Annotated in this window: 20 protein-coding genes and 1 tRNA gene; 20 read left to right on the forward strand and 1 reads right to left on the reverse strand. The window is 72.9% G+C overall.

All coding sequences use genetic code 11. The annotated features are described in order from the left end of the window. The first annotated feature begins 182 nt into the window (after nt 1–182). The gene (locus KSE_RS38770) at nt 183–1,133 is read left to right on the forward strand and encodes a trypsin-like serine peptidase (protein WP_014138072.1); all 951 of its coding nucleotides are present in this window, start codon (nt 183–185) and stop codon (nt 1,131–1,133) included. A gap of 81 nt (nt 1,134–1,214) precedes the next feature. Further along, nucleotides 1,215–1,967, forward strand: a complete 753-nt coding sequence (locus KSE_RS24650) for a hypothetical protein (protein ID WP_014138073.1) — start codon at nt 1,215–1,217, stop codon at nt 1,965–1,967. A gap of 80 nt (nt 1,968–2,047) precedes the next feature. Here the strand turns inward: KSE_RS24650 and KSE_RS24655 are convergent. Next, nucleotides 2,048–2,119, reverse strand: a tRNA-Arg gene (locus KSE_RS24655). Between the two features lie 183 nt (nt 2,120–2,302). Here KSE_RS24655 and KSE_RS24660 point away from each other — a divergent pair. The 18 genes from KSE_RS24660 to atpE all read left to right on the forward strand — a co-directional run bounded on the left by KSE_RS24660 (nt 2,303) and on the right by atpE (nt 22,651). Next, nucleotides 2,303–2,836, forward strand: a complete 534-nt coding sequence (locus KSE_RS24660; protein WP_014138074.1) for a response regulator — start codon at nt 2,303–2,305, stop codon at nt 2,834–2,836. A gap of 117 nt (nt 2,837–2,953) precedes the next feature. Then, nucleotides 2,954–4,609 carry an arginine--tRNA ligase gene (argS, locus tag KSE_RS24665; protein ID WP_014138075.1) on the forward strand — a complete coding sequence of 552 codons (1,656 nt, stop codon included), beginning with the start codon at nt 2,954–2,956 and terminating at the stop codon, nt 4,607–4,609. 98 nt (nt 4,610–4,707) lie between these two features. Further along, a complete protein-coding gene (lysA, locus tag KSE_RS24670) occupies nt 4,708–6,099 on the forward strand; it encodes a diaminopimelate decarboxylase (RefSeq protein WP_014138076.1) in 1,392 nt (463 codons plus the stop codon). Nucleotides 6,100–6,231: 132 nt separating this feature from the next. Continuing rightward, nucleotides 6,232–7,524, forward strand: coding sequence for a homoserine dehydrogenase (locus KSE_RS24675; protein WP_033259081.1), 1,293 nt, complete (start codon nt 6,232–6,234; stop codon nt 7,522–7,524). Nucleotides 7,525–7,534: 10 nt separating this feature from the next. After that, nucleotides 7,535–8,632: a threonine synthase gene (gene thrC, locus KSE_RS24680; RefSeq protein WP_014138078.1), complete on the forward strand. Its 1,098-nt coding sequence runs from the start codon at nt 7,535–7,537 to the stop codon at nt 8,630–8,632. A 297-nt stretch (nt 8,633–8,929) separates the two neighbouring features. Beyond that, nucleotides 8,930–9,847, forward strand: a complete 918-nt coding sequence (thrB, locus tag KSE_RS24685; RefSeq protein ID WP_014138079.1) for a homoserine kinase — start codon at nt 8,930–8,932, stop codon at nt 9,845–9,847. A gap of 510 nt (nt 9,848–10,357) precedes the next feature. Next, on the forward strand, nt 10,358–12,454 hold the full coding sequence (gene rho, locus KSE_RS24690) for a transcription termination factor Rho (protein WP_014138080.1): 2,097 nt from the start codon (nt 10,358–10,360) through the stop codon (nt 12,452–12,454). Between the two features lie 171 nt (nt 12,455–12,625). Further along, nucleotides 12,626–13,738: an LCP family protein gene (locus KSE_RS24695; protein ID WP_014138081.1), complete on the forward strand. Its 1,113-nt coding sequence runs from the start codon at nt 12,626–12,628 to the stop codon at nt 13,736–13,738. 124 nt (nt 13,739–13,862) lie between these two features. Next, entirely contained in the window at nt 13,863–14,087 is a 225-nt protein-coding gene (gene rpmE, locus KSE_RS24700; RefSeq protein ID WP_014138082.1) for a 50S ribosomal protein L31, read from the forward strand. Between the two features lie 123 nt (nt 14,088–14,210). Next, nucleotides 14,211–15,287, forward strand: a complete 1,077-nt coding sequence (gene prfA, locus KSE_RS24705) for a peptide chain release factor 1 (protein WP_014138083.1) — start codon at nt 14,211–14,213, stop codon at nt 15,285–15,287. 18 nt (nt 15,288–15,305) lie between these two features. Further along, the gene (gene prmC, locus KSE_RS24710; protein WP_014138084.1) at nt 15,306–16,172 is read left to right on the forward strand and encodes a peptide chain release factor N(5)-glutamine methyltransferase; all 867 of its coding nucleotides are present in this window, start codon (nt 15,306–15,308) and stop codon (nt 16,170–16,172) included. A gap of 146 nt (nt 16,173–16,318) precedes the next feature. Continuing rightward, nucleotides 16,319–16,966, forward strand: coding sequence for an L-threonylcarbamoyladenylate synthase (locus KSE_RS24715; RefSeq protein ID WP_014138085.1), 648 nt, complete (start codon nt 16,319–16,321; stop codon nt 16,964–16,966). Beyond that, entirely contained in the window at nt 16,963–17,640 is a 678-nt protein-coding gene (locus tag KSE_RS24720; RefSeq protein ID WP_014138086.1) for an arsenate reductase/protein-tyrosine-phosphatase family protein, read from the forward strand. Before KSE_RS24715 ends, KSE_RS24720 begins: the two co-directional genes overlap by 4 nt. A gap of 165 nt (nt 17,641–17,805) precedes the next feature. Further along, a complete protein-coding gene (locus tag KSE_RS24725; protein WP_014138087.1) occupies nt 17,806–19,068 on the forward strand; it encodes a serine hydroxymethyltransferase in 1,263 nt (420 codons plus the stop codon). A gap of 162 nt (nt 19,069–19,230) precedes the next feature. Beyond that, complete coding sequence (locus tag KSE_RS24730; protein ID WP_014138088.1) at nt 19,231–20,538, forward strand: MraY family glycosyltransferase; 1,308 nt, start codon at nt 19,231–19,233, stop codon at nt 20,536–20,538. Nucleotides 20,539–20,896: 358 nt separating this feature from the next. Further along, nucleotides 20,897–21,250 (forward strand): hypothetical protein, encoded by a 354-nt coding sequence (locus KSE_RS24735; RefSeq protein WP_231873222.1) that lies wholly within the window; start codon nt 20,897–20,899, stop codon nt 21,248–21,250. Between the two features lie 279 nt (nt 21,251–21,529). After that, complete coding sequence (atpB, locus tag KSE_RS24740; RefSeq protein ID WP_014138090.1) at nt 21,530–22,342, forward strand: F0F1 ATP synthase subunit A; 813 nt, start codon at nt 21,530–21,532, stop codon at nt 22,340–22,342. A gap of 81 nt (nt 22,343–22,423) precedes the next feature. Further along, the gene (gene atpE / locus KSE_RS24745; protein WP_014138091.1) at nt 22,424–22,651 is read left to right on the forward strand and encodes an ATP synthase F0 subunit C; all 228 of its coding nucleotides are present in this window, start codon (nt 22,424–22,426) and stop codon (nt 22,649–22,651) included. The last annotated feature ends 32 nt before the right edge of the window (nt 22,652–22,683 follow it).

Raw genomic sequence — 22,683 nt, forward strand, 5'->3', positions numbered from 1 at the left:
CCGCACCGCGTGCCGCACCCGGCCGCCCGCCCCCGGCCGTGGGACGCTGCTGGACGCCGCCGGAAATCTCACCAGCCTCCCAGGCAGTGATGACGGCTTTCCCAGCTCGGCGGCGGATATTGGGAGCCGGGCGGGGAACACGGGCACCGCCATGACAACAACGGCGGGAGCGGAGCAGCGCGATGGGACGACACAGCAGGCCGGACGGGCGCCGCCCGCTGCGGCCGACCGCACTCACCTCGGTCCTCGCCGCCGGCATCGTCGGCCTGACCGCGGCCGCCGGCCTGTTCACCGTCCACCTGGAGGGCACGAAGCGGCCCAGCTCCGACAGCGTCGCGCTGGCCGTCCCCGCCGCCCCCGCCGCCCCGACCGTCCCCGCCGCGGATCCCTCCCCGTCCCCCTCGCCGACGCCCGGCGCCCCCGAGGTGGTCCGGCAGAGCGCCCCCGACCCCGGCCCGACCCCGCAGGACCCGCCCACCGCACCGCCCGACACCCCGCTCGGCGTCACCGCCACCGCCCCCGACGACACCGAGTCCCGCCGGGTCGGCGCCCTCTTCTCCGGCGCCGTCGCCCCCGGCAACCACTTCTGCACCGCCAGCGTCATCGACAGCCCCGGCCGCAACCTGATCCTCACCGCCGCGCACTGCCTCTCCGCCGCGGCCGGCACCACCTTCGTCCCCGGCTACCGCGACGGCCGTGCCCCGTACGGCAGTTGGCAGGTCACCAGGATCTACACGGCGGACGGCTGGCGGGCCGACGGCGACCCCGACGAGGACTTCGCGATCCTCGCCGTCGCCCCCAGCGGGGGCCGCCAGATCGAGGACGCCGTCGGCGGCAACCCGCTCGGCACCGACGCCTCCTGGACCGCCACCGCCCGCCTCTACGGCTACCCCGCCGGGGCGGAACTCCCGATCCGCTGCACCAACACCACCAGCCGCCAGGACACCTACCAGCGCCGCATCGACTGCCCGGCCTTCCCCGGCGGCACCAGCGGCGGCCCCTTCGTCGACACCGCCACCGGCGCGGTGATCGGCGTCATCGGCGGCTACCAGCAGGGCGGCGACACCGACGACACCTCCTACAGCGCCGCCTTCGACCACACCGTCGCCGACCTCCTCGCCCGGGCGGGCTGAGCAAGCCCCCCGGAACGCTCCCGTCCCCCCGGCGGGAGGTTCACAATGAGCCCGTCGACGCACAGGCACGGGGAGGCGCGGTTGTTCCGGCGCTGGTGGTTCTCGAAGGGCATGCGCCCGGCCGCACCGGCGGCCGGCGGGCCGAGCCGGCGGGAGGCGCGGGCCCGCCGGGCGCTCGCGCTGGGGGAGTGGGAGGCGCTCCGCGAGCACCTGCGCAAGGTGGCCGCCGAGCGGGTCACCGCCGCCGGGGCGGTCTTCCGGGCCGCCGAACTGGACCTGCCCGCCGGGGAGCCCGCCGCCCGCCGGGCCTACCAGTGGGCGCTGGAGGCGTACGAGGCGGCCGGGCGGCTGCTGGACCACGCCGGGGACGAGGACACCGACCTGCCGGACCTGGCGGCCGCCGTCGTGCTGGCCGAGCAGTCCGTCGAACGCCTCGCCGCCGCGCACCTGCTGCACGCCGGGCGGCGCCCGGACCCGCCGGCCGTCCGCTGCTACTGGAACCCGCTGCACGGCCCCGCCGAGCCGGCCCCGGGACCGGCCGGGAACCGCCGCAACCGGAAGCGCGCGCACGTCACCGCCCGGGAGGCCGCCGCCGACCGCCGCCCCACCTGCCGCTCCTGCCGGGCCGCGATCCTCGCCGGGCAGCAGCCCGACGTCCTGCCCGCGCTGCTCCCCGCGAAGGCCGCGCCCGGCCGGAAGGGCCCGCTGCTGGTGCCGTACTTCGCCGTCCCCCGCCAGTGGTCGCCCTGGTCGACCACGGCCTGCGGCGCGTACGACCCGGACACCCCGGCGCTCGTGCTGCGCGGCGAGCACCGCCGGCCCGGGCCGCGCTGAGCGGGCGCCTCCGCGCCGGGGCAAGCGAAAAGGCCCAGATCCCCTTGGATCTGAGCCTTCGTCACACACTTCCTGCGAAGTGCCCCCGGTAGGATTCGAACCTACGCACCCGCCTCCGGAGGGCGGTGCTCTATCCCCTGAGCTACGGGGGCCTGGGCTGACCTCGCGGTGCTGCCCGGCCTGACGGGGAAAACACTACCAGGGAAACTCCGTGCTCCGTGCACGGGTTTCCGACGGGCCGGTCGGCGGCGGTGCCGACGGGCCGTCAGGGGGTGTCCGGACAACTCGCCGAAAGGCCGGACGCGGGGGGCGGGGCGCCACTACCCTCGGTCAGTGTGGCGGCGGCGTCGGGGCGGGTCCTCGTGGTGGACGACAGCGAGGTGATCCGCCAGCTGATCAAGGTCAACCTGGAGCTGGAGGGCTTCGAGGTGGTGACCGCCGCCGACGGCGCCGAGTGCCTGGAGGTGGTCCGCGGGGTCGCGCCGGACGTGGTCACCCTGGACGTGGTGATGCCCCGGCTGGACGGCCTGCGGACGGCGGCCCGGCTGCGCGCCTCGCGGGACACCGCGCACCTGCCGATCGCGATCGTGAGCGCCTGCACCCCGGCCGACCTGGAGCGCGGGGAGTCGGTGGGGGTGGACGGCTACCTGGCCAAGCCCTTCGACCCGGCGGAGCTGGTCGCGCTGGTGCGCCGGCTGCGGGCGTCGGCGGGCCCGGGCGGTCGGCGCTTCGCCTACGACTTCGGCAGCCCGCCGTCCGCCGGGCCCGCGCTCGCCGGGCCCGCGCGGGCCGCCACCCAAACGCCCCGCGATTCAGCCCTGGGCGAACAGGCACAGGAACTCGTCCGGCCGGACGACCCGCGCCCGTGAGAAGTGCCCGTCAGCGGCGACGTCCGACGACACGAAGCACGCCCGGCGCCGCCGTACGGGTCGCGGCGGGCAAACCGAGTGGCGGCCCGGTGCCCCCTCTCGCCTAGGCTGGGGACCGTGACACCCGCAGAACTCTCCCAGGCAGTCCAGGCCGCCGTCCTCGCCGCCGCCCAGGCCGGCGAGCTGACCGTCGACGTGCCCGAGCACGTCACGGTCGAGCGGCCCAAGAACAGGGACCACGGCGACTACGCCACCAACGTGGCCCTCCAGCTCGCGAAGCCGGCCGGCAGGCCGCCGCGAGCCGTCGCGGAGATCCTGGCCGGGCGCCTGCGAGGGATCACCGGCGTCGCGAAGGTCGACATCGCCGGTCCGGGCTTCCTGAACATCACGCTGGACGCCGCCACCCAGGGCGAGCTGGCGCGCACCATCGTCGAGGCGGGCGAGGCGTACGGCCGCAACGAGGCGCTCAAGGGCCTGCGGATCAACCTGGAGTTCGTCTCGGCGAACCCGACCGGCCCGATCCACATCGGCGGCGTCCGCTGGGCCGCCGTCGGCGACTCGCTGGCCCGGGTGCTGAAGGCGACCGGCGCCGAGGTGTCGACCGAGTACTACCTGAACGACGCCGGCGTGCAGATCACCAAGTTCGCCAAGTCGCTCAAGGCGTCCGCCAACGGGCAGCCCGTCCCCGAGGACGGCTACGTCGGCGAGTACATCGCGGACATCGCGAAGGCCGTCACCGAGGGCGTCCCCGGCGTGCTCGACCTGCCCGAGGACGAGCAGCTCCAGGTGTTCCGCACCGAGGGCCTGAAGCTGATGGTCGCCGAGATCCAGCGGTCGATGGCCGAGTTCGGCGTGCACTTCGACACCTGGTTCTCCGAGCGGACGCTGCACGACTCCGGCGCCGTCGAGAAGGCCATCGAGCGGCTGCGCGAGCAGGGCCACGTCTTCGACCGGGAGGGCGCGATCTGGCTGCGCACCACCGACTTCGGCGACGACAAGGACCGCGTCCTGATCAAGGCCGACGGCGAGACCACCTACTTCGCCGCCGACGCCGCCTACTACCTGAGCAAGCGGGACCGCGGCGCGGAGGTCTCGGTCTACATGCTCGGCGCCGACCACCACGGCTACGTCAACCGCCTCAAGGCCATCGCGGCCTGCGCCGGCGACGACATGGACCGCAACATCGAGGTGATGATCGGCCAGTTCGTGAAGATGCTGCGCGACGGCAAGGAGGTCCGGCTCTCCAAGCGCGCGGGCAACATCATCACGATCGACGACGTGGTCGACTGGATCGGCGTGGACGCCGCCCGCTACATGCTGGTCCGGCAGTCCACCGACTCCACCATCACCATCGACATCGACGTGGTCACCAGCCAGACCGCCGAGAACCCGGTCTTCTACGTGCAGTACGCGCACGCCCGGATGAGCGCCGTCCAGCGCAACGCGGTGGAGAAGGGCATCACCCGCAGCGCGGACTTCAAGCCGGAGCTGCTGAGCTCCGAGTGGGAGAACGACCTGCTCGGCCAGCTCGGCGAGTTCCCGCGGGTGCTGGCCAAGGCCGGCGAGCTGCGCGAGCCGCACCACGTCGCCACCTACCTGGAGAAGCTGGCCCGGTCCTACCACCGCTTCTACGACAACTGCCAGATCCTGCCGAAGGGCGACGAGGAGGTCACCGACCTCACGCACGCCCGCCTCTGGCTGGCCGACGCCACGCGGACGACGCTGGCCAACGGCCTCGGCCTGCTGGGCGTCTCGGCGCCCGAGCGGATGTAAGCAGCACCACCCCCGAAGCGCGGCACAGCGGGGGGCGGCGACCGGTCGACGGAGACCGGTGGCCGCCCCTCGCCATAGGTGAAAGTTCCAGGCACACAATGAGTCGTTCCGCCCACCCCGCCGGCCCCCGTCACGGCGACGTGCTGCCCGAGGGCCACTACCAGGCCCCGCCGGCCGACCTGAACGCCCTCGACCCCAAGGTCTGGTCGCGCACCGTCGAGCGCGGCGCCGACGGCGTCGTCACCGTCGGCGGCGTCGACGTGCGCACCCTGGCGGCCGAGTTCGGCACCCCCGCGTACGTGATGGACGAGGCCGACTTCCGGGCCCGCGCCCGGGCCTGGCGGGACGCCTTCGGCGCCGGCGCCGACGTCTACTACGCGGGCAAGGCGTTCCTCTCCAAGGCCGTGGTGCGCTGGCTGCACGAGGAGGGCCTGAACGTCGACGTCTGCTCCTCCGGCGAGCTGCACGTGGCGCTGGCGGCCGGCATGCCGGGCGAGCGGATCGCGCTGCACGGCAACAACAAGTCGGTCGGCGAGCTGGAGCAGGCCGTGAAGGCCGGCGTCGGCCACATCGTGGTGGACTCCTTCCAGGAGATCGAGCGGCTGGCCGCCATCGCCGACGCGCAGGGCGTCCGGCAGCCGGTGCTGATCCGGATCACCGTCGGCGTCGAGGCGCACACCCACGAGTTCATCGCCACCGCGCACGAGGACCAGAAGTTCGGCCTCTCGCTCTCCGGCGGCCTGGCCGCCGAGGCGGTCCGCCGGGTGCTGGCCCGGCCGTCGCTGGAGCTGCGCGGCATCCACTCGCACATCGGCTCGCAGATCTTCGACTTCGCCGGCTTCGAGGTCGCCGCCCGCCGGGTGGTCGGCCTGCTCGCCGAGGTCCGCGACGAGCACGGCGTCGAGCTGCCGGAGATCGACCTGGGCGGCGGCCTGGGCATCGCCTACACCGCCGAGGACGACCCGCGCGAGCCCGCCGAGATCGCCGCCTCGCTCACCGACATCGTCCGACGCGAGTGCGCCGCCGCCGAGTTGACGCCCCCGCGGATCTCGGTCGAGCCCGGCCGGGCGATCGTCGGCCCGACCGCGTTCACGTTGTACGAGGTCGGCACCGTCAAGGCGCTGGAGGGCCTGCGCACCTACGTCAGCGTGGACGGCGGCATGTCCGACAACATCCGCACCGCGCTGTACGACGCCGAGTACTCGGTGGCGCTGGTCTCCCGCACCAGCGCGGCCGAGCCGATGCTGGCCCGGGTGGTCGGCAAGCACTGCGAGTCCGGCGACATCGTGGTCAAGGACGCCTTCCTGCCCGCCGACCTGGCCCCCGGCGACCTGATCGCGGTGCCCGCGACCGGCGCCTACTGCCGCTCGATGGCGAGCAACTACAACCACGCCCTGAAGCCCCCCGTGCTGGCCGTCGCCGACGGCGCCGCCCGGGTGATCGTCCGCCGGGAGACGGAGGAGGATCTCCTGCGGCTCGATATCGGCTGACGAAATTTTCGTCTCAGCACGTGGACCAGCCGTAGATCTGTGCGGAAAGTCCCGGAGACTGGTGGGGACAGACAAGCCCCCGGGTGCGACGGAGCAGCCCGACGGGGACCGAAGAATGCAGAGCGGAGTCGGATGATGCGTACGCGCCCGCTGAAGGTGGCGTTGCTGGGCTGTGGTGTGGTGGGCTCCGAGGTGGCGCGCATCATGACGACGACGGCCGACGACCTCGCCGCGCGCATCGGCGCCCCGGTCGAGCTCGCCGGCATCGCGGTCCGCCGGCCCGGGCGCCCGCGCCCCGGGGCCCCCGAGCACCTGCTCACCACCGACGCCGAGGCGCTGGTCGGCCGCGGCGACATCGACGTGGTGATCGAGGTGGTGGGCGGCATCGAGCCGTCCAAGTCGCTGATCCTGAAAGCCTTCGAGGGCGGCGCCTCGGTCGTCTCGGCCAACAAGGCGCTGCTCGCCAAGGACGGCGCCGAACTGCACGCCGCGGCCGCCGCGGCCGGCGTCGACCTGTACTACGAGGCCGCCGTCGCCGGGGCGATCCCGCTGCTGCGCCCGCTGCGCGAGTCGCTGGCCGGCGACAAGGTGAACCGGGTGCTGGGCATCGTCAACGGCACCACCAACTTCATCCTCGACAAGATGGACTCCACCGGCGCCGGGTACTCCGAGGCGCTGGAGGAGGCCACCGCGCTGGGCTACGCCGAGGCCGACCCGACCGCCGACGTGGAGGGCTTCGACGCCGCCGCCAAGGCCGCCATCCTGGCCGGGATCGCCTTCCACACCAAGGTCACCGCCGCGGACGTCTACCGCGAGGGCATCACCGAGGTCACCGCCGCCGACATCGCCTCCGCCCGCCAGATGGGCTGCGTGGTCAAGCTGCTGGCGATCTGCGAGCGGGCCGCCGACGGCGCCTCGGTCACCGCCCGGGTGCACCCGGCGATGATCCCGCTCAGCCACCCGCTGGCGTCCGTCCGGGAGGCGTACAACGCGGTCTTCGTCGAGGCCGAGGCGGCCGGCCGGCTGATGTTCTACGGCCCCGGCGCGGGCGGCGCCCCGACCGCCTCCGCGGTCCTCGGCGACCTGGTCGCGGTCTGCCGCAACAAGCTGAACGGCGCCACCGGCCCCGGCGACTCGGTCTACGCCCAGCTGCCCGCCAAGGCGATGGACCAGGTGGTCACCCGCTACCACGTCAGCCTCGACGTGGACGACCGCGCGGGCGTGCTCGCCCAGGTCGCCTCGGTCTTCGCCGAGCACGGCGTCTCCATCGACACCGTGCGCCAGCAGGGCCGCGACGGCGACGCCGCGCTCGTCGTGGTCACCCACCGCGCCACCGACGCCGCCCTGTCGGCGACGGTCGACAAGCTCCGCGCACTGGACAGCGTGCGCGACGTGGCCAGCATCATGCGGGTCGAAGGGGAATAGGAAAACCGGTATGAACGCCATTGCCGAAAGCACCGCCCGAGGCAGCCACACCCACCAGTGGCGCGGCCTCATCGAGGAGTACCGCGACCGCCTCCCGGTCTCCGACTCCACCCCCGTGGTGACCCTGCTGGAGGGCGGCACGCCGCTCGTCCCCGCCCAGGTGCTCTCCGAGCGCACCGGCTGCGACGTCTACCTCAAGGTCGAGGGCGCCAACCCGACCGGCTCCTTCAAGGACCGCGGGATGACGATGGCCATCTCCAAGGCCAAGGAGGACGGCGCGCAGGCCGTCATCTGCGCGTCCACCGGCAACACCTCGGCCTCCGCCGCCGCCTACGCGGTGCGGGCCGGGATGGTCTCCGCCGTGCTCGTCCCGCAGGGCAAGATCGCCCTCGGCAAGATGGGCCAGGCGCTGGTGCACGGCGCCAAGATCCTGCAGGTCGACGGCAACTTCGACGACTGCCTGACGCTGGCCCGCGAGCTCTCCGAGAAGTACCCGGTGGCGCTGGTCAACTCGGTCAACCCGGTCCGCATCGAGGGCCAGAAGACCGCCGCCTTCGAGATCGTCGACATGCTCGGCGACGCCCCCGACCTGCACGTCCTGCCGGTCGGCAACGCGGGCAACATCACCGCCTACTGGAAGGGCTACCGCGAGTACGCGGCGGACGGCCTGGCCACCCGCACCCCCCGGATGTGGGGCTTCCAGGCGTCCGGCTCGGCCCCGATCGTGGACGGCGCGCCGGTGCTCAAGCCGCAGACCATCGCCACCGCGATCCGGATCGGCAACCCGGCCTCCTGGGACTACGCGCTGGCCGCCCGGGACGAGTCCGGCGGCCTGATCGACAAGGTGACGGACCGTCAGATCCTGGCCGCCTACCGCCTGTTGGCCGCGCAGGAGGGCGTCTTCGTGGAGCCCGCCTCCGCCGCCTCGGTGGCCGGCCTGCTGGCCAAGGCCGAGGCCGGCCTGGTCGACCCCGGCCAGCGGATCGTCTGCACCGTCACCGGCAACGGCCTCAAGGACCCGGACTGGGCGGTGGCCGGCGCGCCGCAGCCGCAGGTCGTCCCGATCGACCCGGAGGCGGCCGCCCGCCGCCTCGGGCTGCTCGACTGACGGCGCCGGACCCGGCGTCACCCCGGCGAGCGGCCGGCCCACTCCGGGCCGGCCGCTCGCCGCCGTTTTCCGGTCAGCCGGGCGTCGCTTTTCCGCTGCCCGGGGCAACACGGAAGATCCGAGCCGGGCGGGGTGTACCACTCCGGAACCTCTCTTCGATAGGCTGGACCCCGGCGGGTCGCGCCGTGCCGCGCGCCCCCCTCTCCGAGCACCCCGCCGGCAGTACCGCCACCAGGCCCCGTCGTCCGGATCGCCCGGGCCTGAACTCCCCCCACCCTTCAGGAGTGTGTCCACCGCATGGCCGGTCCCGCGTTCCGCGCCGCCGCCGTCCGGGTCCGCGTCCCCGCGACCAGCGCCAACCTCGGACCCGGCTTCGACGCCTTCGGCCTCGCCCTGGGGCTCTACGACGACGTGGTGGTCCGGGTCGCCGACTCCGGCCTGACCGTGGACATCGCCGGCGAGGGCGCCGAGAACCTCGCCCGCGACGAGCGCCACCTGGTGGTCCGCTCGATGCGCGCCGCCTTCGACCGGCTCGGCGGCCAGCCGCGCGGCCTCGAAGTGGTCTGCGCCAACCGGATACCGCACGGCCGCGGCCTGGGCTCCTCGTCCGCCGCGATCTGCGCCGGCATCGTCGCCGCCCGCGCCGTCACCATCGGCGGCGCCTCCGCGCTCGGCGACGACGCGCTGCTCGCCCTCGCCTCCGAGCTGGAGGGCCACCCGGACAACGTCGCGGCCTGTCTGCGCGGCAACTTCACGGTGGCCTGGACCGAGGACGGCGGGGCCCGCACCGTCACGCTCGACCCCTCCGACCGGGTCGTGCCGGTCGTGTTCATCCCCTCCACCGAGGTGCTCACCGAGGCCGCCCGCGGCCTGCTGCCCAAGACCGTGCCGCTGGCCGACGCCGCGCTCAACGCGGGCCGCGCCGCCCTGCTGGTCGAGGCGCTGACCCGCCGCCCCGAGCTGCTGCTCGCCGCCACCGAGGACCGCCTGCACCAGGACTACCGGGCCTCCGCGATGCCGGACAGCGCCGCGCTGGTCGCCGCCCTGCGCTCGGAGGGCGTGCCCGCCGTCATCTCGGGTGCCGGACCGACCGTGCTCGCGCTCACCGACGAGGCCAGTGCGGTGAAGGTCCTCAACTTCGCCGGGGCGCAGTTCGCGGCGCACCGGCTGGAGCTGGACCGCACCGGCGCCACCGTCCTGCCGCTCGACATGTGAGACGGACACGATTGACAACCAAAGGGCTGGGGAATGTGTCAGGGGGTAGGTAGTGTTAACCTCATTGCTGCACCAGATGCCCTCCGGGCGCCGGTGCGACGCATCCCGATCCCGTTCCCCCGTCCGCACGGGGGCCGGAAGCTCGGGAGCACGATTCTCCGGGAGCTCGCCACACCGCGTACGCAGCCTGCCTGCGCAAGTGGGGCCCATCCCGAAGCCGTGACGGTACCGGACTCCCACCCCCAGCCTCCGCACTGAGGCCAGGCCCGGGTGGGGCCCGCAGCCGCCGTGCGACGGGGGCCCGGGCATCGACAGGCGCAGCGAGGTCGGCACCAGAACCGGCCGTCCGCGCCGCTTCGCACCACAGTGCACCGCACTTCGCAGCTCCCCGGAAGGACCAGCCTTCCGCGGGAATCCAGCCCCTGACCAGCGCGAAGAGACGCTGGACAGGACAGCACAACCGGTCGCCGTGCCAGACAGGCCGACGTCCGCTCCAGGGAAGGACCCTTAGTGAGCGACACCACCGATCTGATGGGCGCGCGCCCGGACGCCGAGGCGTCGGACGCGGCAGCCCCTGCGGCTCCGGCGCGACGCCGTCGTACCGCCGCCGCCGGCCTGGACGGCCTGGTGCTGACCGAGCTCCAGAAGCTCGCCTCGTCCCTCGGGATCAGCGGTACCGGGCGGCTGCGCAAGAGCCAGCTGATCGAGGCCATCAAGGAGAAGAGCGGCGGCGACCCGCTGCTCGCGGGGGCCCCGGCCGCCGCTCCGGCCGCCAAGAAGGCCACCAAGGCCGCCGCCCCCGCCGCCGAGGCCGCCGAGACCGCTCCGGCCGCTCCGGCCGCGGAGAAGCAGCCGGCCCGCCGCACCCGCGCCACCGCCGTCACCGGCGAGCCGCAGGCGCAGATCGAGATCCCGGTGCAGGCCGCCGCCGAGACCGCGGCCGCCACCGCCCGGGCCGAGCGCCCGCGCCGCCGGGCCACCGCCGCGGCCGGCGCCCCGACCGCCGAGGTCGCGGCCACCGCCACCGCCACCGAGCAGGCCCCCGCCGAGGCCAAGGCCGAGGCCCAGCGCCCGGCCGCCGCCGAGGGCGAGGCCCGCCCCGAGCGCCGCGAGCGCCGGGACCGCCGCGAGCGCGGCGAGCGCCCCGAGGCCCCCGCGGCCGAGGCCGACGGCGAGATCCGCGAGTCCCGCCGGGACCGCCGCAACCGCCGCGAGCGCGACCGCACCGACCGCCAGCAGGGCGGCGAGCGCCAGCAGCAGGACGGCGGCCAGGGCCGCCAGCAGCAGAACCAGCAGCAGGGCGGCGGCCAGCAGCAGGGCGGCGGCAACGCCCACCAGCAGCAGGGCGGTTACGAGGACGACGAGTTCGGCGGCCGCGGTGGCCGTCGCGGCCGCTACCGCGACCGCCGCGGCCGTCGCCGCGAGGGCGGCTTCGAGGGCCAGGGCGGCCCCGAGGTCCCGCTGAGCGACGACGACGTCCTGATCCCCGTCGCGGGCATCCTGGACATCCTCGACAACTACGCCTTCGTCCGGACCTCGGGCTACCTGCCCGGCCAGAACGACGTCTACGTCTCGCTGGCCCAGGTCCGCAAGCACGGCCTGCGCAAGGGCGACGCCATCACCGGCGCGGTCCGCCAGCCGAAGGACGGCGAGCGCCGCGAGAAGTTCAACGCCATGGTGCGGCTGGACTCCGTCAACGGCATGGACCCGGACAGCGGCCGCGGCCGCCCCGAGTTCGGCAAGCTGACCCCGCTGTACCCGCAGGAGCGCCTGCGCCTGGAGACCGACCCGGGCGTGCTGACCACCCGGATCATCGACCTGGTGTCGCCGATCGGCAAGGGCCAGCGCGGTCTGATCGTGGCCCCGCCGAAGACCGGCAAGACCATGATCATGCAGGCGATCGCCAACGCGATCACCCACAACAACCCCGAGTGCCACCTGATGGTCGTCCTGGTCGACGAGCGTCCGGAAGAGGTCACCGACATGCAGCGGTCGGTGAAGGGCGAGGTCATCTCCTCGACCTTCGACCGCCCGGCCGAGGACCACACCACCGTCGCCGAGCTCGCCATCGAGCGCGCCAAGCGCCTGGTGGAGCTGGGCCACGACGTGGTGATCCTGCTCGACTCGATCACCCGCCTGGGCCGCGCCTACAACCTGGCCGCGCCCGCCTCCGGCCGCATCCTGTCCGGCGGTGTCGACTCGACCGCGCTGTACCCGCCGAAGAAGTTCTTCGGCGCCGCGCGCAACATCGAGAACGGCGGCTCGCTGACCATCCTCGCCACCGCGCTGGTCGACACCGGCTCCCGGATGGACGAGGTGATCTTCGAGGAGTTCAAGGGCACCGGCAACATGGAGCTCAAGCTCGACCGGAAGCTCTCGGACAAGCGCATCTTCCCCTCCGTCGACGTGGACGCCTCCGGCACCCGCAAGGAGGAGATCCTGCTCGGCCACGAGGAGCTCGCCATCACCTGGAAGCTCCGCCGGGTCCTGCACGCCCTGGACTCGCAGCAGGCGATCGAGCTGCTGCTGGACAAGATGAAGCAGACCAAGTCGAACGCCGAGTTCCTGATGCAGATCGCCAAGAACACCCCCGGCTCGGGCGACTGAGACCGGTAGCGCCACCCGAGGACCCCGTACCGCCGCGAGGCGGTGCGGGGTCCTCCGCTTTCCCGGCCCGGGCTCCCGGCCCCGCTTTCCCGGCCCCGGGCCGGAAACCGATCACGGTCCGGGCAGGTCACTTATGCTCGAAAGGTCGGGTTCAGGGCGAGAAGAGGCGATATGGGCGAGAAGACCGGGCGCCGCACCCCCCGCCGCCGCGGGCTGCGGATCGCGCTGTTCACGCTGGCCGGCCTCGTCCTGGTCGGCGCCGGACTGGGCGGCGTCGCCTACTGGAAGCTGAACGGGAACATCCACAGCGTCGACATCTCCGGGCAGCTCGGCACCGCCCGGCCACCCGCCTCCACCGGCGGCGCGTTCAACGTGCTGGTGCTGGGCTCCGACTCGCGCTCCGGCGCCAACGGGAGCCTGGCGGGCGGCGACACCGGCGACACCGCCCGCTCCGACACCGCGATGGTGGTGCACGTCAACCAGGCCCACACCGCCGCCTCGGTGGTCTCGATACCGCGCGACACCCTGGTGTCCCGGCCGGCCTGCACCGCCCCCGACGGCAAGCCGGTCGCCGCCGCCCGCAGCGCGATGTTCAACTCCGCGTACGAGGTCGGCGGCCCGGTCTGCGCGGTGAAGACCGCCGAGCAGCTCACCGGGATGCGGATGGACCACTTCGTCGAGGTGGACTTCGCCGGGTTCGCCGCGCTGGTCGACGCGATCGGCGGGGTGGACGTCACCACCACGGTGCCGATCGACGACCAGGACAGCGGGCTGCGCCTCGACGCCGGCACCCACCACCTGGGCGGCGAGCAGGCGCTGGCCTTCGTCCGGACCAGGCACGGCGTCGGCGACGGCAGCGACCTGGGCCGGATCGAGCTGCAGAAGGAGATGGTCAAGGCCATGCTCGGGCAGGTCGGCTCGCTCGGCCTCTCCTCCAACCCGGTCGCGATGTGGCAGCTCGGCGACCGGCTCACCAGCGCGCTCACCACCGACTCCGACCTGGCCTCGGTCGGCTCGCTGGTCGGCATGGCGCAGACCCTGAAGAAGATCGGGCCCGAGCAGCTCACCATGGTCACCCTGCCGGTGGCGTACGCGGCCAGCGACCCCAACCGGGTCGTCCCGAAGACCCCGGACGCCCCGCAGCTGTGGGCCGCGCTGCGCACCGACGGGGCGGTGCCGGCCTCGGTGCTGCGGGAGCAGCCGGCCAATCCGGCCCAGGCGTCCCCGTCCGCGCAGGCGTCCCCGTCGGCCCGGGCGACCTCGGTGCGTGGGGGAGCGGAATAGTCGGATCCGCCTCCCGGTTTGGGAAGAAGCGGGCAGTGCTGGCACACTGGTCCGTCGGTCCCGGTTCACGAGCGGCTGTCCAGCCCGCCGACCCGGTGCCCTCCCGAACAGCTAGGAGAATCCCTTGAAGTCCAACGTTCACCCGGACTACGTGCTCACCAAGGTCACCTGCACCTGTGGCAACGAGTTCACCACTCGCTCGACCGAGACCAGCGGCGAGATCCGCGCCGAGGTCTGCTCGAACTGCCACCCGTTCTACACCGGCAAGCAGAAGATCCTCGACACCGGTGGCCGCGTGGCCCGCTTCGAGGCGCGCTTCGGCAAGAAGCTCTCCGGCGGCAAGGCCTAGCGCTTCCACGGCGCCGGTCTCGGACGCTCCCGTGCTCTGCACGGGGCGTCCGGGCCGGCGCCGTTCGCGTCCCCCGCTTTTCGCACGTTCCCCCCGGCACACTCACGGAAGTAGGACCGACCGATGTTCGAGGCAGTCGAAGAGCTCCTCGTCGAGCACGCCGACCTCGAAAAGAGGCTGGCCGACCCGTCGGTGCACGCCGACCAGGCGAACGCCCGCAAGCTGGCCAAGCGCTACGCCGAGCTGACCCCGATCACCCGGACGTACCTGGCCTGGCGGCAGGCCGGCGAGGACATCGTCGCCGCGCGCGAACTCGCCACCGAGGACCCGGACTTCATCGCCGAGGCGAAGGCGTCCGAGGCCCGCCAGGACGAGCTGACCGAGGAGCTGCGGCTGCTGCTGGTGCCGCGCGACCCCAACGACGACAAGGACGTCATCCTGGAGGTCAAGGCGGGCGAGGGCGGCGAGGAGTCCGCGCTGTTCGCCGGCGACCTGCTGCGGATGTACCTGCGCTACGCGGAGCGGGTCGGCTGGAAGACCGAGCTGATCGACGCCAACGAGTCCGACCTCGGCGGCTACAAGGACGTCTCGGTGGCGGTGAAGACCCGCGGCAGCGCGGAGCCCGGCCAGGGCGTCTGGGCGCGGCTGAAGTACGAGGGCGGCGTGCACCGGGTGCAGCGGGTGCCCGCGACCGAGTCGCAGGGCCGGATCCACACCTCCGCCGCGGGCGTGCTGGTCACCCCCGAGGCCGAGGAGGTCGAGGTCGAGATCCACGCCAACGACCTGCGGATCGACGTCTACCGCTCGTCCGGCCCCGGCGGCCAGTCGGTGAACACCACCGACTCCGCGGTCCGGATCACCCACCTGCCGACCGGTATCGTGGCGTCCTGCCAGAACGAGAAGAGCCAGCTGCAGAACAAGGAGCAGGCGATGCGCATCCTGCGTTCGCGGCTGCTGGCCGCCGCGCAGGAGGAGGCCGAGCGGGAGGCGTCCGACGCCCGCCGCAGCCAGGTGCGCACCGTGGACCGCTCCGAGCGGATCCGGACGTACAACTTCCCGGAGAACCGGATCTCCGACCACCGCACCGGGTTCAAGTCGTACAACCTGGACCAGGTGCTGGACGGCGACCTCAACGCCGTGATCCAGTCCTGCGTGGACGCCGACGCCGCGGCCAAGCTGGCCGCCGCCCAGGAGAACTGAGCCTAAGGGGCCCGAGGGATGAACCTGCTGCTCGCCGAGGTGGCCCAGGCCACCCAGCGCCTGGCCGCGGCCGGCGTGCCCTCGCCGCGCTTCGACGCGGAGGAGCTGGCGGCGCACGTCCACGGCGTGAAGCGCAGCCAGCTGCACACCGTGCCGGACGGCGACTTCGACGCCCGGTACTGGGAGGCGGTCTCCCGCCGCGAGCAGCGCGAGCCGCTCCAGCACATCACCGGGCGCGCGTTCTTCCGCTACCTCGAACTGGAGGTCGGCCCCGGGGTGTTCGTCCCCCGGCCGGAGACCGAGTCGGTGGTCGAGTGGGCGATAGACGCGGTCCGCGCGATGGACGTGGCCGAACCGCTGGTCGTCGACCTGTGCACCGGCTCCGGGGCGATCGCGCTGGCCCTCGCCCAGGAACTGCCCCGCTCCACCGTGCACGCCTTCGAACTCGACGAGGGCGCCCTCGCCTACACCCGCCGCAACGTCGAGGCCAGCCCCGACCGGGCCCGGGTCCACCTGCACCAGGGCGACGCCACCCAGGCCTTCGCCGACGACCGCGGCTGGGACGGCCGGTTCGACCTGGTGATCAGCAACCCGCCGTACATCCCGCTCACCGAGTGGGAGTACGTCGCGCCCGAGGCCCGCGACCACGACCCGCAGATGTCGCTGTTCTCCGGCGAGGACGGCCTGGACACCATCCGCGGCATCGAACGGGTCGCCGCCCGGCTGCTGCGGCCCGGCGGCGCGGTGGTGATCGAGCACGCGGACACCCAGGGCGGGCAGGTCCCGTGGATCTTCCGCGAGGAGGGCGGCTGGACGGATGCGGCCGACCACCGGGACCTGAACAACCGGCCCCGCTTCACAACAGCCCGGAGGGCGTCGTTGTGAACATCGGGCACAGCACGACGGCCCGGAGGGCGTCGTTGTGAACAGGGCGTCGCGCTGAGGCGCCGGGCGCCCGTCGTAGCACCGAACACCTGCCGCACCGTCGGCACCTGCAGTACCACTGACACCACCGGAAGGGGATTGCTCCGATGAGCCGCCGATACGACTGCTCCGACGCCCAGGACCGCGCGAGCGGGCTGCGTGAGGCCGCCTCGGCGATCCGCCGCGGGGAGCTGGTGGTCGTCCCGACCGACACCGTCTACGGCCTCGCGGCGGACGCCTTCTCGGCGGAGGCGGTCGCCGGGCTGCTGGCGGCCAAGGGCCGGGGCCGGAACATGCCCTCGCCGGTGCTGGTCGGCTCGCCGACCACGCTGCACGGGCTGGTCACCGACTTCTCCGAGCAGGCCTGGGAGCTGGTGGACGCGTTCTGGCCGGGCGGCCTGACCCTGGTGGCCCGCCACCAGCCGTCGCTGCGCTGGGACCTGGGCGAGACCCGGGGCACCGTCGCGGTCCGGATGCCGCTGCACCCGGTCGTGCTGGAGCTGCTGAACGCCACCGGCCCGCTGGCCGTCTCCTCCGGCAACAAGACCGGCGGGCCGTCGCCGTCGACCTGCGACGAGGCCGAGGCCCAGCTCGGCGACGCGGTGTCGATCTACCTGGACGGCGGGACGGCCGACTACGGCACGCCCTCGACCATCGTCGACGTCACCGGCAAGGTGCCGGTGGTGCTGCGGGCGGGCGCGATCAGCGTCGAGCAGCTGAGGGAGGTCGTTCCGGACGTGGAGGCCGGCAGTTGACCGCCGCTGCCGCCCCGTCGTACGGAGCGGGGAGCGGCCTGGCACCCTTCGCGGAGCCGGGGCCGCTCCCGCTGGACACCTTCCGCATCCTGTTCGTCTGCACCGGCAACATCTGCCGCTCCCCGATCGCCGAGCGGCTGGCCCGGCTGGAGCTGGACGCCCGGCTGGGCGTGCGGACCGGCCGCCGGATCGTGGTGGAGAGCGCCGGCACCTGGGGCCACGAGGGCGCCCCGATGGAGGCGCACGCGGCGACCGTGCTCGGCGAGTACGGCGCGGACAGCGCCGGCTTCGCGGGCCGGGAGCTGCTGGACGAGCACGTGATCGACGCCGACCTGGTGCTGACCGCGACCCTGGACCACCGGGCGCAGGTCATCTCGATGGGCCACTCGGCGGGCCTGCGCACGTTCACCATCAAGGAGTTCACCCGTCTGGTGCAAAGGGTCGACCCGCGCACCCTGCCGGACCCCAGGGAGGGCGCTCGGCTGACCGAGCGCGCCCGCGCGCTGGTCCGCTCGGCCGCCGCCCTGCGGGGCTGGCTGCTGGCCTCGGCGCCCGAGTTCGACGAGCTGAGGGACCCGTACGGGGCGCCGATCGGGATGTTCCGCAACTGCGGCGAGGAGATATTCGACGCGCTGGACCCGGTGGTGACCGCACTGACGGGTGTGGCCCGCTGAGTTGAGCGCCCTCCACTAAAGTTTCCGTGGGGAATTTGTGAAGGCTGCGTGCGCAGGCCGTGGCGGCAACCGGAAAGGCCCAAGCCCGCGCGCGCGGGCGGGCCGGGCGGAGGGGGCCGACCTACGCTGGAGGGAATCCGCCCGCACCGCAGCCTGGAGCGCACCATGACGGTCGCCGACGCCCCATCCGTCTCCTGGGAGGCCGCCGAGGCCCTGCGCGCGGCGGACCCGCTGATCGCCGACCTGCTCGCCGCCGAGGCCGAACGCCGGGCCGACAGCCTGCAACTGCTCGCCGGGGAGAGCCTGGCCACCCCCGCCGTGCTGGCCGCGCTGGCCGGACCGCTGGCCGACAAGTACGCCGACGGCTACCCGGGCCACCGGCACCACACCGGCTGCGCCCCGGCCGACACCGTGGAGCTGCTGGCGATCGACCGGGCCCGCGAACTCTTCGCCGCCCCGCACGCCAACGTCCAGCCCCGGTCCGGGACTTCGGCGATGCTGGCGGCCTACGCGGCGCTGCTGCGGCCGGGCGACGCGGTGCTCGCGATGTCGCTGGAGCACGGCGGCCACCTGAGCGCCGGCTCGCGGGCCAACTTCTCCGGCCGCTGGTTCCGCTTCCACGGCTACGGGGTGCGCGCCGACGACGGCCGGATCGACCTCGACGAAGTCCGCGCGCTGGCCCGCGAGCACCGCCCGAAGGCGATCGTCGCGGGCGGCACCTCCTACCCGCGGCACGTCGACTGGGCGGCCTTCCGGGAGATCGCCGACGAGGTGGACGCCTACCTGATCGCCGCCGCCGGCCAGACCGCCGGACTGGTCGCGGCCGGCGCCGCGCCCTCCCCGGTGCCGTACGCCGACGTCACCGTCGCCACCACCCACAAACTGCTGCGCGGCCCGCGCGGCGGCCTGCTGCTGTGCACCGCCGAGCTCGCCGACCGGATCGACCGGGCGGTGTTCCCGTTCAGCCAGGGCGGCGCCGCCATGCACGAGGTGGCCGCCAAGGCCGTCGCGCTGGCCCAGGCCGCCACCCCCGCGCACACCGGCTACGTCCGCCGGGCGGTGGCCGGCGCCCGGGCCTTGGCCGCCGCGCTGGCCGCGGCCGGGGCGCCGCCGCTCACCGGCGGCACCGACACCCACCTGGTGACGGCCTCGGTCGCCCCGCTCGGTCTGACCGGCGTGGAGGCCGAGCGCCGCTGCGCCGCCGCCGGGCTGATGCTCGGCCGGTGCGCCGTGCCGTACGACCCGGCGCCGCCCACCGAGACCTCCGGGATCCGGCTGGGCACCGGCACCTGCGCCGCCCAGGGAATGGGCGAGGCCGAGCTCGGCGAGGTCGGCGAGCTGCTCGGACGGGCGCTCGCCGGCGGCGCGGCCGAGCCGGTCCGGGCCCGGACGCGCGAGCTGGCCCGGGCGTTCGCCGGGCGCCCCTGAGCCGTCGCCGGGGCGCCCGGCGGTCGTCCGGGAGAACCGCGATGCGGGGGCTCGGCGTCGGAGTCAATAAGGTGTGCTCCGTGGCGACGCACCTCGAACCCCGAACCAGCGCGGGAGTACCCTGCGTACTCGTCCGTCCGAGCGCGACCCTGGAGGCCGGTGGTGCGTGAGTATCTGCTGGTCATGTTCGTCTCGGCGGCGGTGACCTACCTGCTGGTCAGCCCGGTGCGGAAGTTCGCGATCGCGGCCGGGGCGATGCCCGCCGTCCGGGCCCGCGACGTGCACCGCGAGCCCACCCCGCGGCTCGGCGGCATCGCGATGTTCGGCGGCCTGCTGGCCGGTCTGCTCGCGGCCTCCCAACTCTCCGGCCTGGGGCGGATGTTCGTGCAGAGCGCGGACATCAAGGCGCTGCTCTCCGGGGCCGGGATCATGTTCGTGCTGGGCGTCCTGGACGACAAGTGGGGCGTGGACGCGCTGGTGAAGCTCGGCGGCCAGATGATCGCCGCCGGCGTGATGGTCTGGCAGGGCATCACGGTGATCGCGATCCCGGTGCCCGGCTACGGCTCCGTCCCGGTCACGCCGACCCAGGGCATGCTGATCTCGGTCGTGCTGGTCGTCGTCATGGTCAACGCGGTCAACTTCATCGACGGCCTGGACGGCCTGGCCGCCGGCATGGTCTGCATCGCCGCGATGGCCTTCTTCCTCTACTCGTACCGGCTCTGGCTCGGCTACGGGATCAACGACGCCGCGCCCGCCGCGCTGTTCACCGCCGTGCTGATCGGCATGTGCCTGGGCTTCCTGCCGCACAACCTGCACCCGGCGCGGATCTTCATGGGCGACTCCGGCTCGATGATGCTCGGCCTGATGCTGGCCGTCGCCGCGATCTCCATCACCGGCCGGGTGGACCCCGACCTGATCGTCGAGCAGGTCGGCTCGAAGACCACCGCCGTGCACGCCCTGGTGCCGATCTACATCCCGCTGATCCTGCCGCTGACCGTGATCGCGCTGCCGCTGGCCGACCTGCTGCTGGCCGTGGTGCGCCGCACCTGGGCGGGCAAGTCGCCGTTCGCGGCGGACAAGCAGCACCTGCACCACCGGCTGCTGGAGGTCGGGCACTCGCACAGCCGGGCCGTGCTGATCATGTACTTCTGGGCCGCGCTGATCGCCTTCGGCACCGTCGCGGTGTCGGTCACCCACACCGGCCGCACCGTGGTGCTGGCGATGGCGGGCCTGTGCCTGCTCGGCCTGGCGGTGCTGCTGATGCCGCAGTTCCGGCCGCGCGCGCCCAAGGCCGTCCAGTCCTTCGTCCCGCCGCGCTACCGGGACGGCGAGGCCGGGGCCGAGCCGCTCGCCGGGGAGGTCGGGGAGGAGCCCGCGATGGCCGAGCTCTCGGCCGAGGACCAGGCCCTGCTGGGGCGGATGGGGACGGGCGCGACGGCGGTCGGGCCGCGCGGCGAGCAGCGTTCCTGACGGAGGGTCAACTCGCGCTGGGCCGTTCGGCGGCACCCGTTCGGCGGCACTCTTCAGCCCGGCGTGTGACAGGTACCACACGTTCATGGTAAAGCTCTCATCAAATAGTTTGTGATACCGTTCACGAGTACCGAGAACGCGCCGAAAGACCTGACAGGTGGAGGACTTCCGTCCCTGGTCGGTCTCCCTCGACGGGTCCAGTCGTTCAGGCTGACCGCCCGCGGCGAGGTCCTCGCACCCCCGTGTGTCTCTGCCCCCCCGTTTCCGACATGCCGCCGGAGTTGCCGACATGCCGTCCCACGACGCCCGGATCCTCCGTGGCGCCGCAATCCCCACCGCGGTCGCCGGAGTGGTCGCCATGGCGATCTCACTCGTCGCCGCCGGCGGGAAGGGGCTGCTCGGCGCCCTGATCGCGACCGTCGTCGTGATCGCCTTCTTCGGCGCCGGCCAGATCGCGCTCGACCGGTTCAGCCGGAACAACCCGCAGATGCTGATGCCGATCGCGATGCTGGTCTACACCACGCAGATCCTGCTGGTGGGCGTCCTGCTCGCGGTCGCCAAACACCTCGACTTCTTCGACCACAAGGTCTTCGGCTTCACCCTGCTCGGCCTGGTGATCGTCTGGATGGGCTTCCAGGTCCGGGGCTGGCTCAAGGCCAAGACCTTCTACGTGGAACCCGACGGCAAGCCGAAATCAGGGCGTCAACCGTGAGCGGGGCATACCGTCCCCCTCGCGAGGGGGGCGGTGTTTATGCCCTCCTGACGGACTGCTATCGTCCGTCCCAACGGCGGAGTACGGGAAGCGGCCAGGTCCCTCCGAGAATCGGACGGATCGCCCCCCGGCTCCACGAAGCTTTCGAAGATCCCGCGGTGGGGATATGCGCCGCGCCGGGTCAGCGAGAAATCCAACTAGTTCCAGTGCCGCACCGTGGCCGCCGGCCACGCCGACACACCGAGGTTGCCGTAACCATGCGTCAGAACGAAGGAGTCTGTGGTGGGTGCTGACGTCCAGCTCGCCTCCGAGGCCGGTTGCCACCTGAACTCCGGCTGCGGCTTCCCGGCCCCCGGCCTGAACGAGTTCGACTTCAAGCCGATCTTCACGGTCGGCGGGGTCGACTTCACCAAGCCGATGCTGCTGTCGATCATCTGTGCGCTGCTGGTGGTCGCTTTCTTCTGGGCCGCGTTCGCCAAGCCGAAGCTGCTCCCGGGCAAGCTCCAGCTGGTCGGCGAGATCGGGTACGACTTCGTCAAGCGGAGCATCGTGCTGGAGACCATCGGCAAAAAGGGCGAGAAGTACGTCCCGATGCTGGTCTCGATGTTCTTCTTCGTGTGGATCATGAACATCATGTCCATCATCCCGTTCGCCCAGTTCCCGGTGATGTCGCGCATCGCGTTCCCGGTCGGGCTCGCGGCGATCGTGTGGATCACCTACATGACCCTCACCTTCAAGAAGCACGGCTTCGTCGGCGGTCTGAAGAACCTCTGCTGGCCGTCGGGCATTCCCGGCTGGGTCATGTTCATCCTGGTGCCCATCGAGTTCTTCTCGAACATCTTCGTGCGTCCCTTCACCCTCGCGGTGCGAGCCTTCGCCAACATGTTCGCCGGCCACCTGCTGATCGTCGTCTTCTCGGTCGCCTCCTGGTACCTGCTCAGCCCCAGCATCGGCGCCCTGTACGGCTCGGTGTCCTTCGTGGTGGCGGTCGGCCTGACCGGCTTCGAGCTGCTGGTGCAGTTCCTGCAGGCGTACATCTTCGTGATGCTCGCCAGCAGCTACATCGCCGGCGCCCTGGAAGAGGCGCACTGATCCCCGCGGCCCCGGCCGCGCCCATGAACTCCCGGTGGCCAACACCCACCGGTATCCCATCCCCGCAAAGGATTAGCTGAGATGTCCGCTCTCGCTGAGGTTTCCGGTTCCGTCGCTTCCATCGGCTACGGCCTCGCCGCCATCGGCCCCGGCATCGGCGTCGGTCTGATCTTCGGTAACGGCGTGCAGGCGATGGCCCGTCAGCCCGAGGCTGCCGGCCTGATCCGCTCGAACATGTTCATCGGCTTCGCCCTGACCGAGGCCCTCGCCCTGATCGGCATCGTCATGCCGTTCGTCTACGGCCAGTGAGTCTGTCTCACCAGTAGTCACTTCCGACGAAA

Origin of the sequence: Kitasatospora setae KM-6054 (genome assembly GCF_000269985.1) — a bacterium.
Taxonomy (GTDB): Bacteria; Actinomycetota; Actinomycetes; order Streptomycetales; family Streptomycetaceae; genus Kitasatospora; species Kitasatospora setae.

What these genes read in the sequence shown, in the direction of transcription:
- KSE_RS38770 (WP_014138072.1), top strand. Translation starts at nt 183, where the DNA reads ATGGGACGACACAGCAGGCCGGACGGGCGCCGCCCGCTGCGGCCGACC.
- lysA (WP_014138076.1), top strand. Translation starts at nt 4,708, where the DNA reads ATGAGTCGTTCCGCCCACCCCGCCGGCCCCCGTCACGGCGACGTGCTG.
- KSE_RS24675 (WP_033259081.1), top strand. Translation starts at nt 6,232, where the DNA reads ATGATGCGTACGCGCCCGCTGAAGGTGGCGTTGCTGGGCTGTGGTGTG.
- thrC (WP_014138078.1), top strand. Translation starts at nt 7,535, where the DNA reads ATGAACGCCATTGCCGAAAGCACCGCCCGAGGCAGCCACACCCACCAG.
- thrB (WP_014138079.1), top strand. Translation starts at nt 8,930, where the DNA reads ATGGCCGGTCCCGCGTTCCGCGCCGCCGCCGTCCGGGTCCGCGTCCCC.
- KSE_RS24695 (WP_014138081.1), top strand. Translation starts at nt 12,626, where the DNA reads ATGGGCGAGAAGACCGGGCGCCGCACCCCCCGCCGCCGCGGGCTGCGG.
- prfA (WP_014138083.1), top strand. Translation starts at nt 14,211, where the DNA reads ATGTTCGAGGCAGTCGAAGAGCTCCTCGTCGAGCACGCCGACCTCGAA.
- prmC (WP_014138084.1), top strand. Translation starts at nt 15,306, where the DNA reads ATGAACCTGCTGCTCGCCGAGGTGGCCCAGGCCACCCAGCGCCTGGCC.
- KSE_RS24715 (WP_014138085.1), top strand. Translation starts at nt 16,319, where the DNA reads ATGAGCCGCCGATACGACTGCTCCGACGCCCAGGACCGCGCGAGCGGG.
- KSE_RS24725 (WP_014138087.1), top strand. Translation starts at nt 17,806, where the DNA reads ATGACGGTCGCCGACGCCCCATCCGTCTCCTGGGAGGCCGCCGAGGCC.
- KSE_RS24735 (WP_231873222.1), top strand. Translation starts at nt 20,897, where the DNA reads ATGGCGATCTCACTCGTCGCCGCCGGCGGGAAGGGGCTGCTCGGCGCC.
- atpE (WP_014138091.1), top strand. Translation starts at nt 22,424, where the DNA reads ATGTCCGCTCTCGCTGAGGTTTCCGGTTCCGTCGCTTCCATCGGCTAC.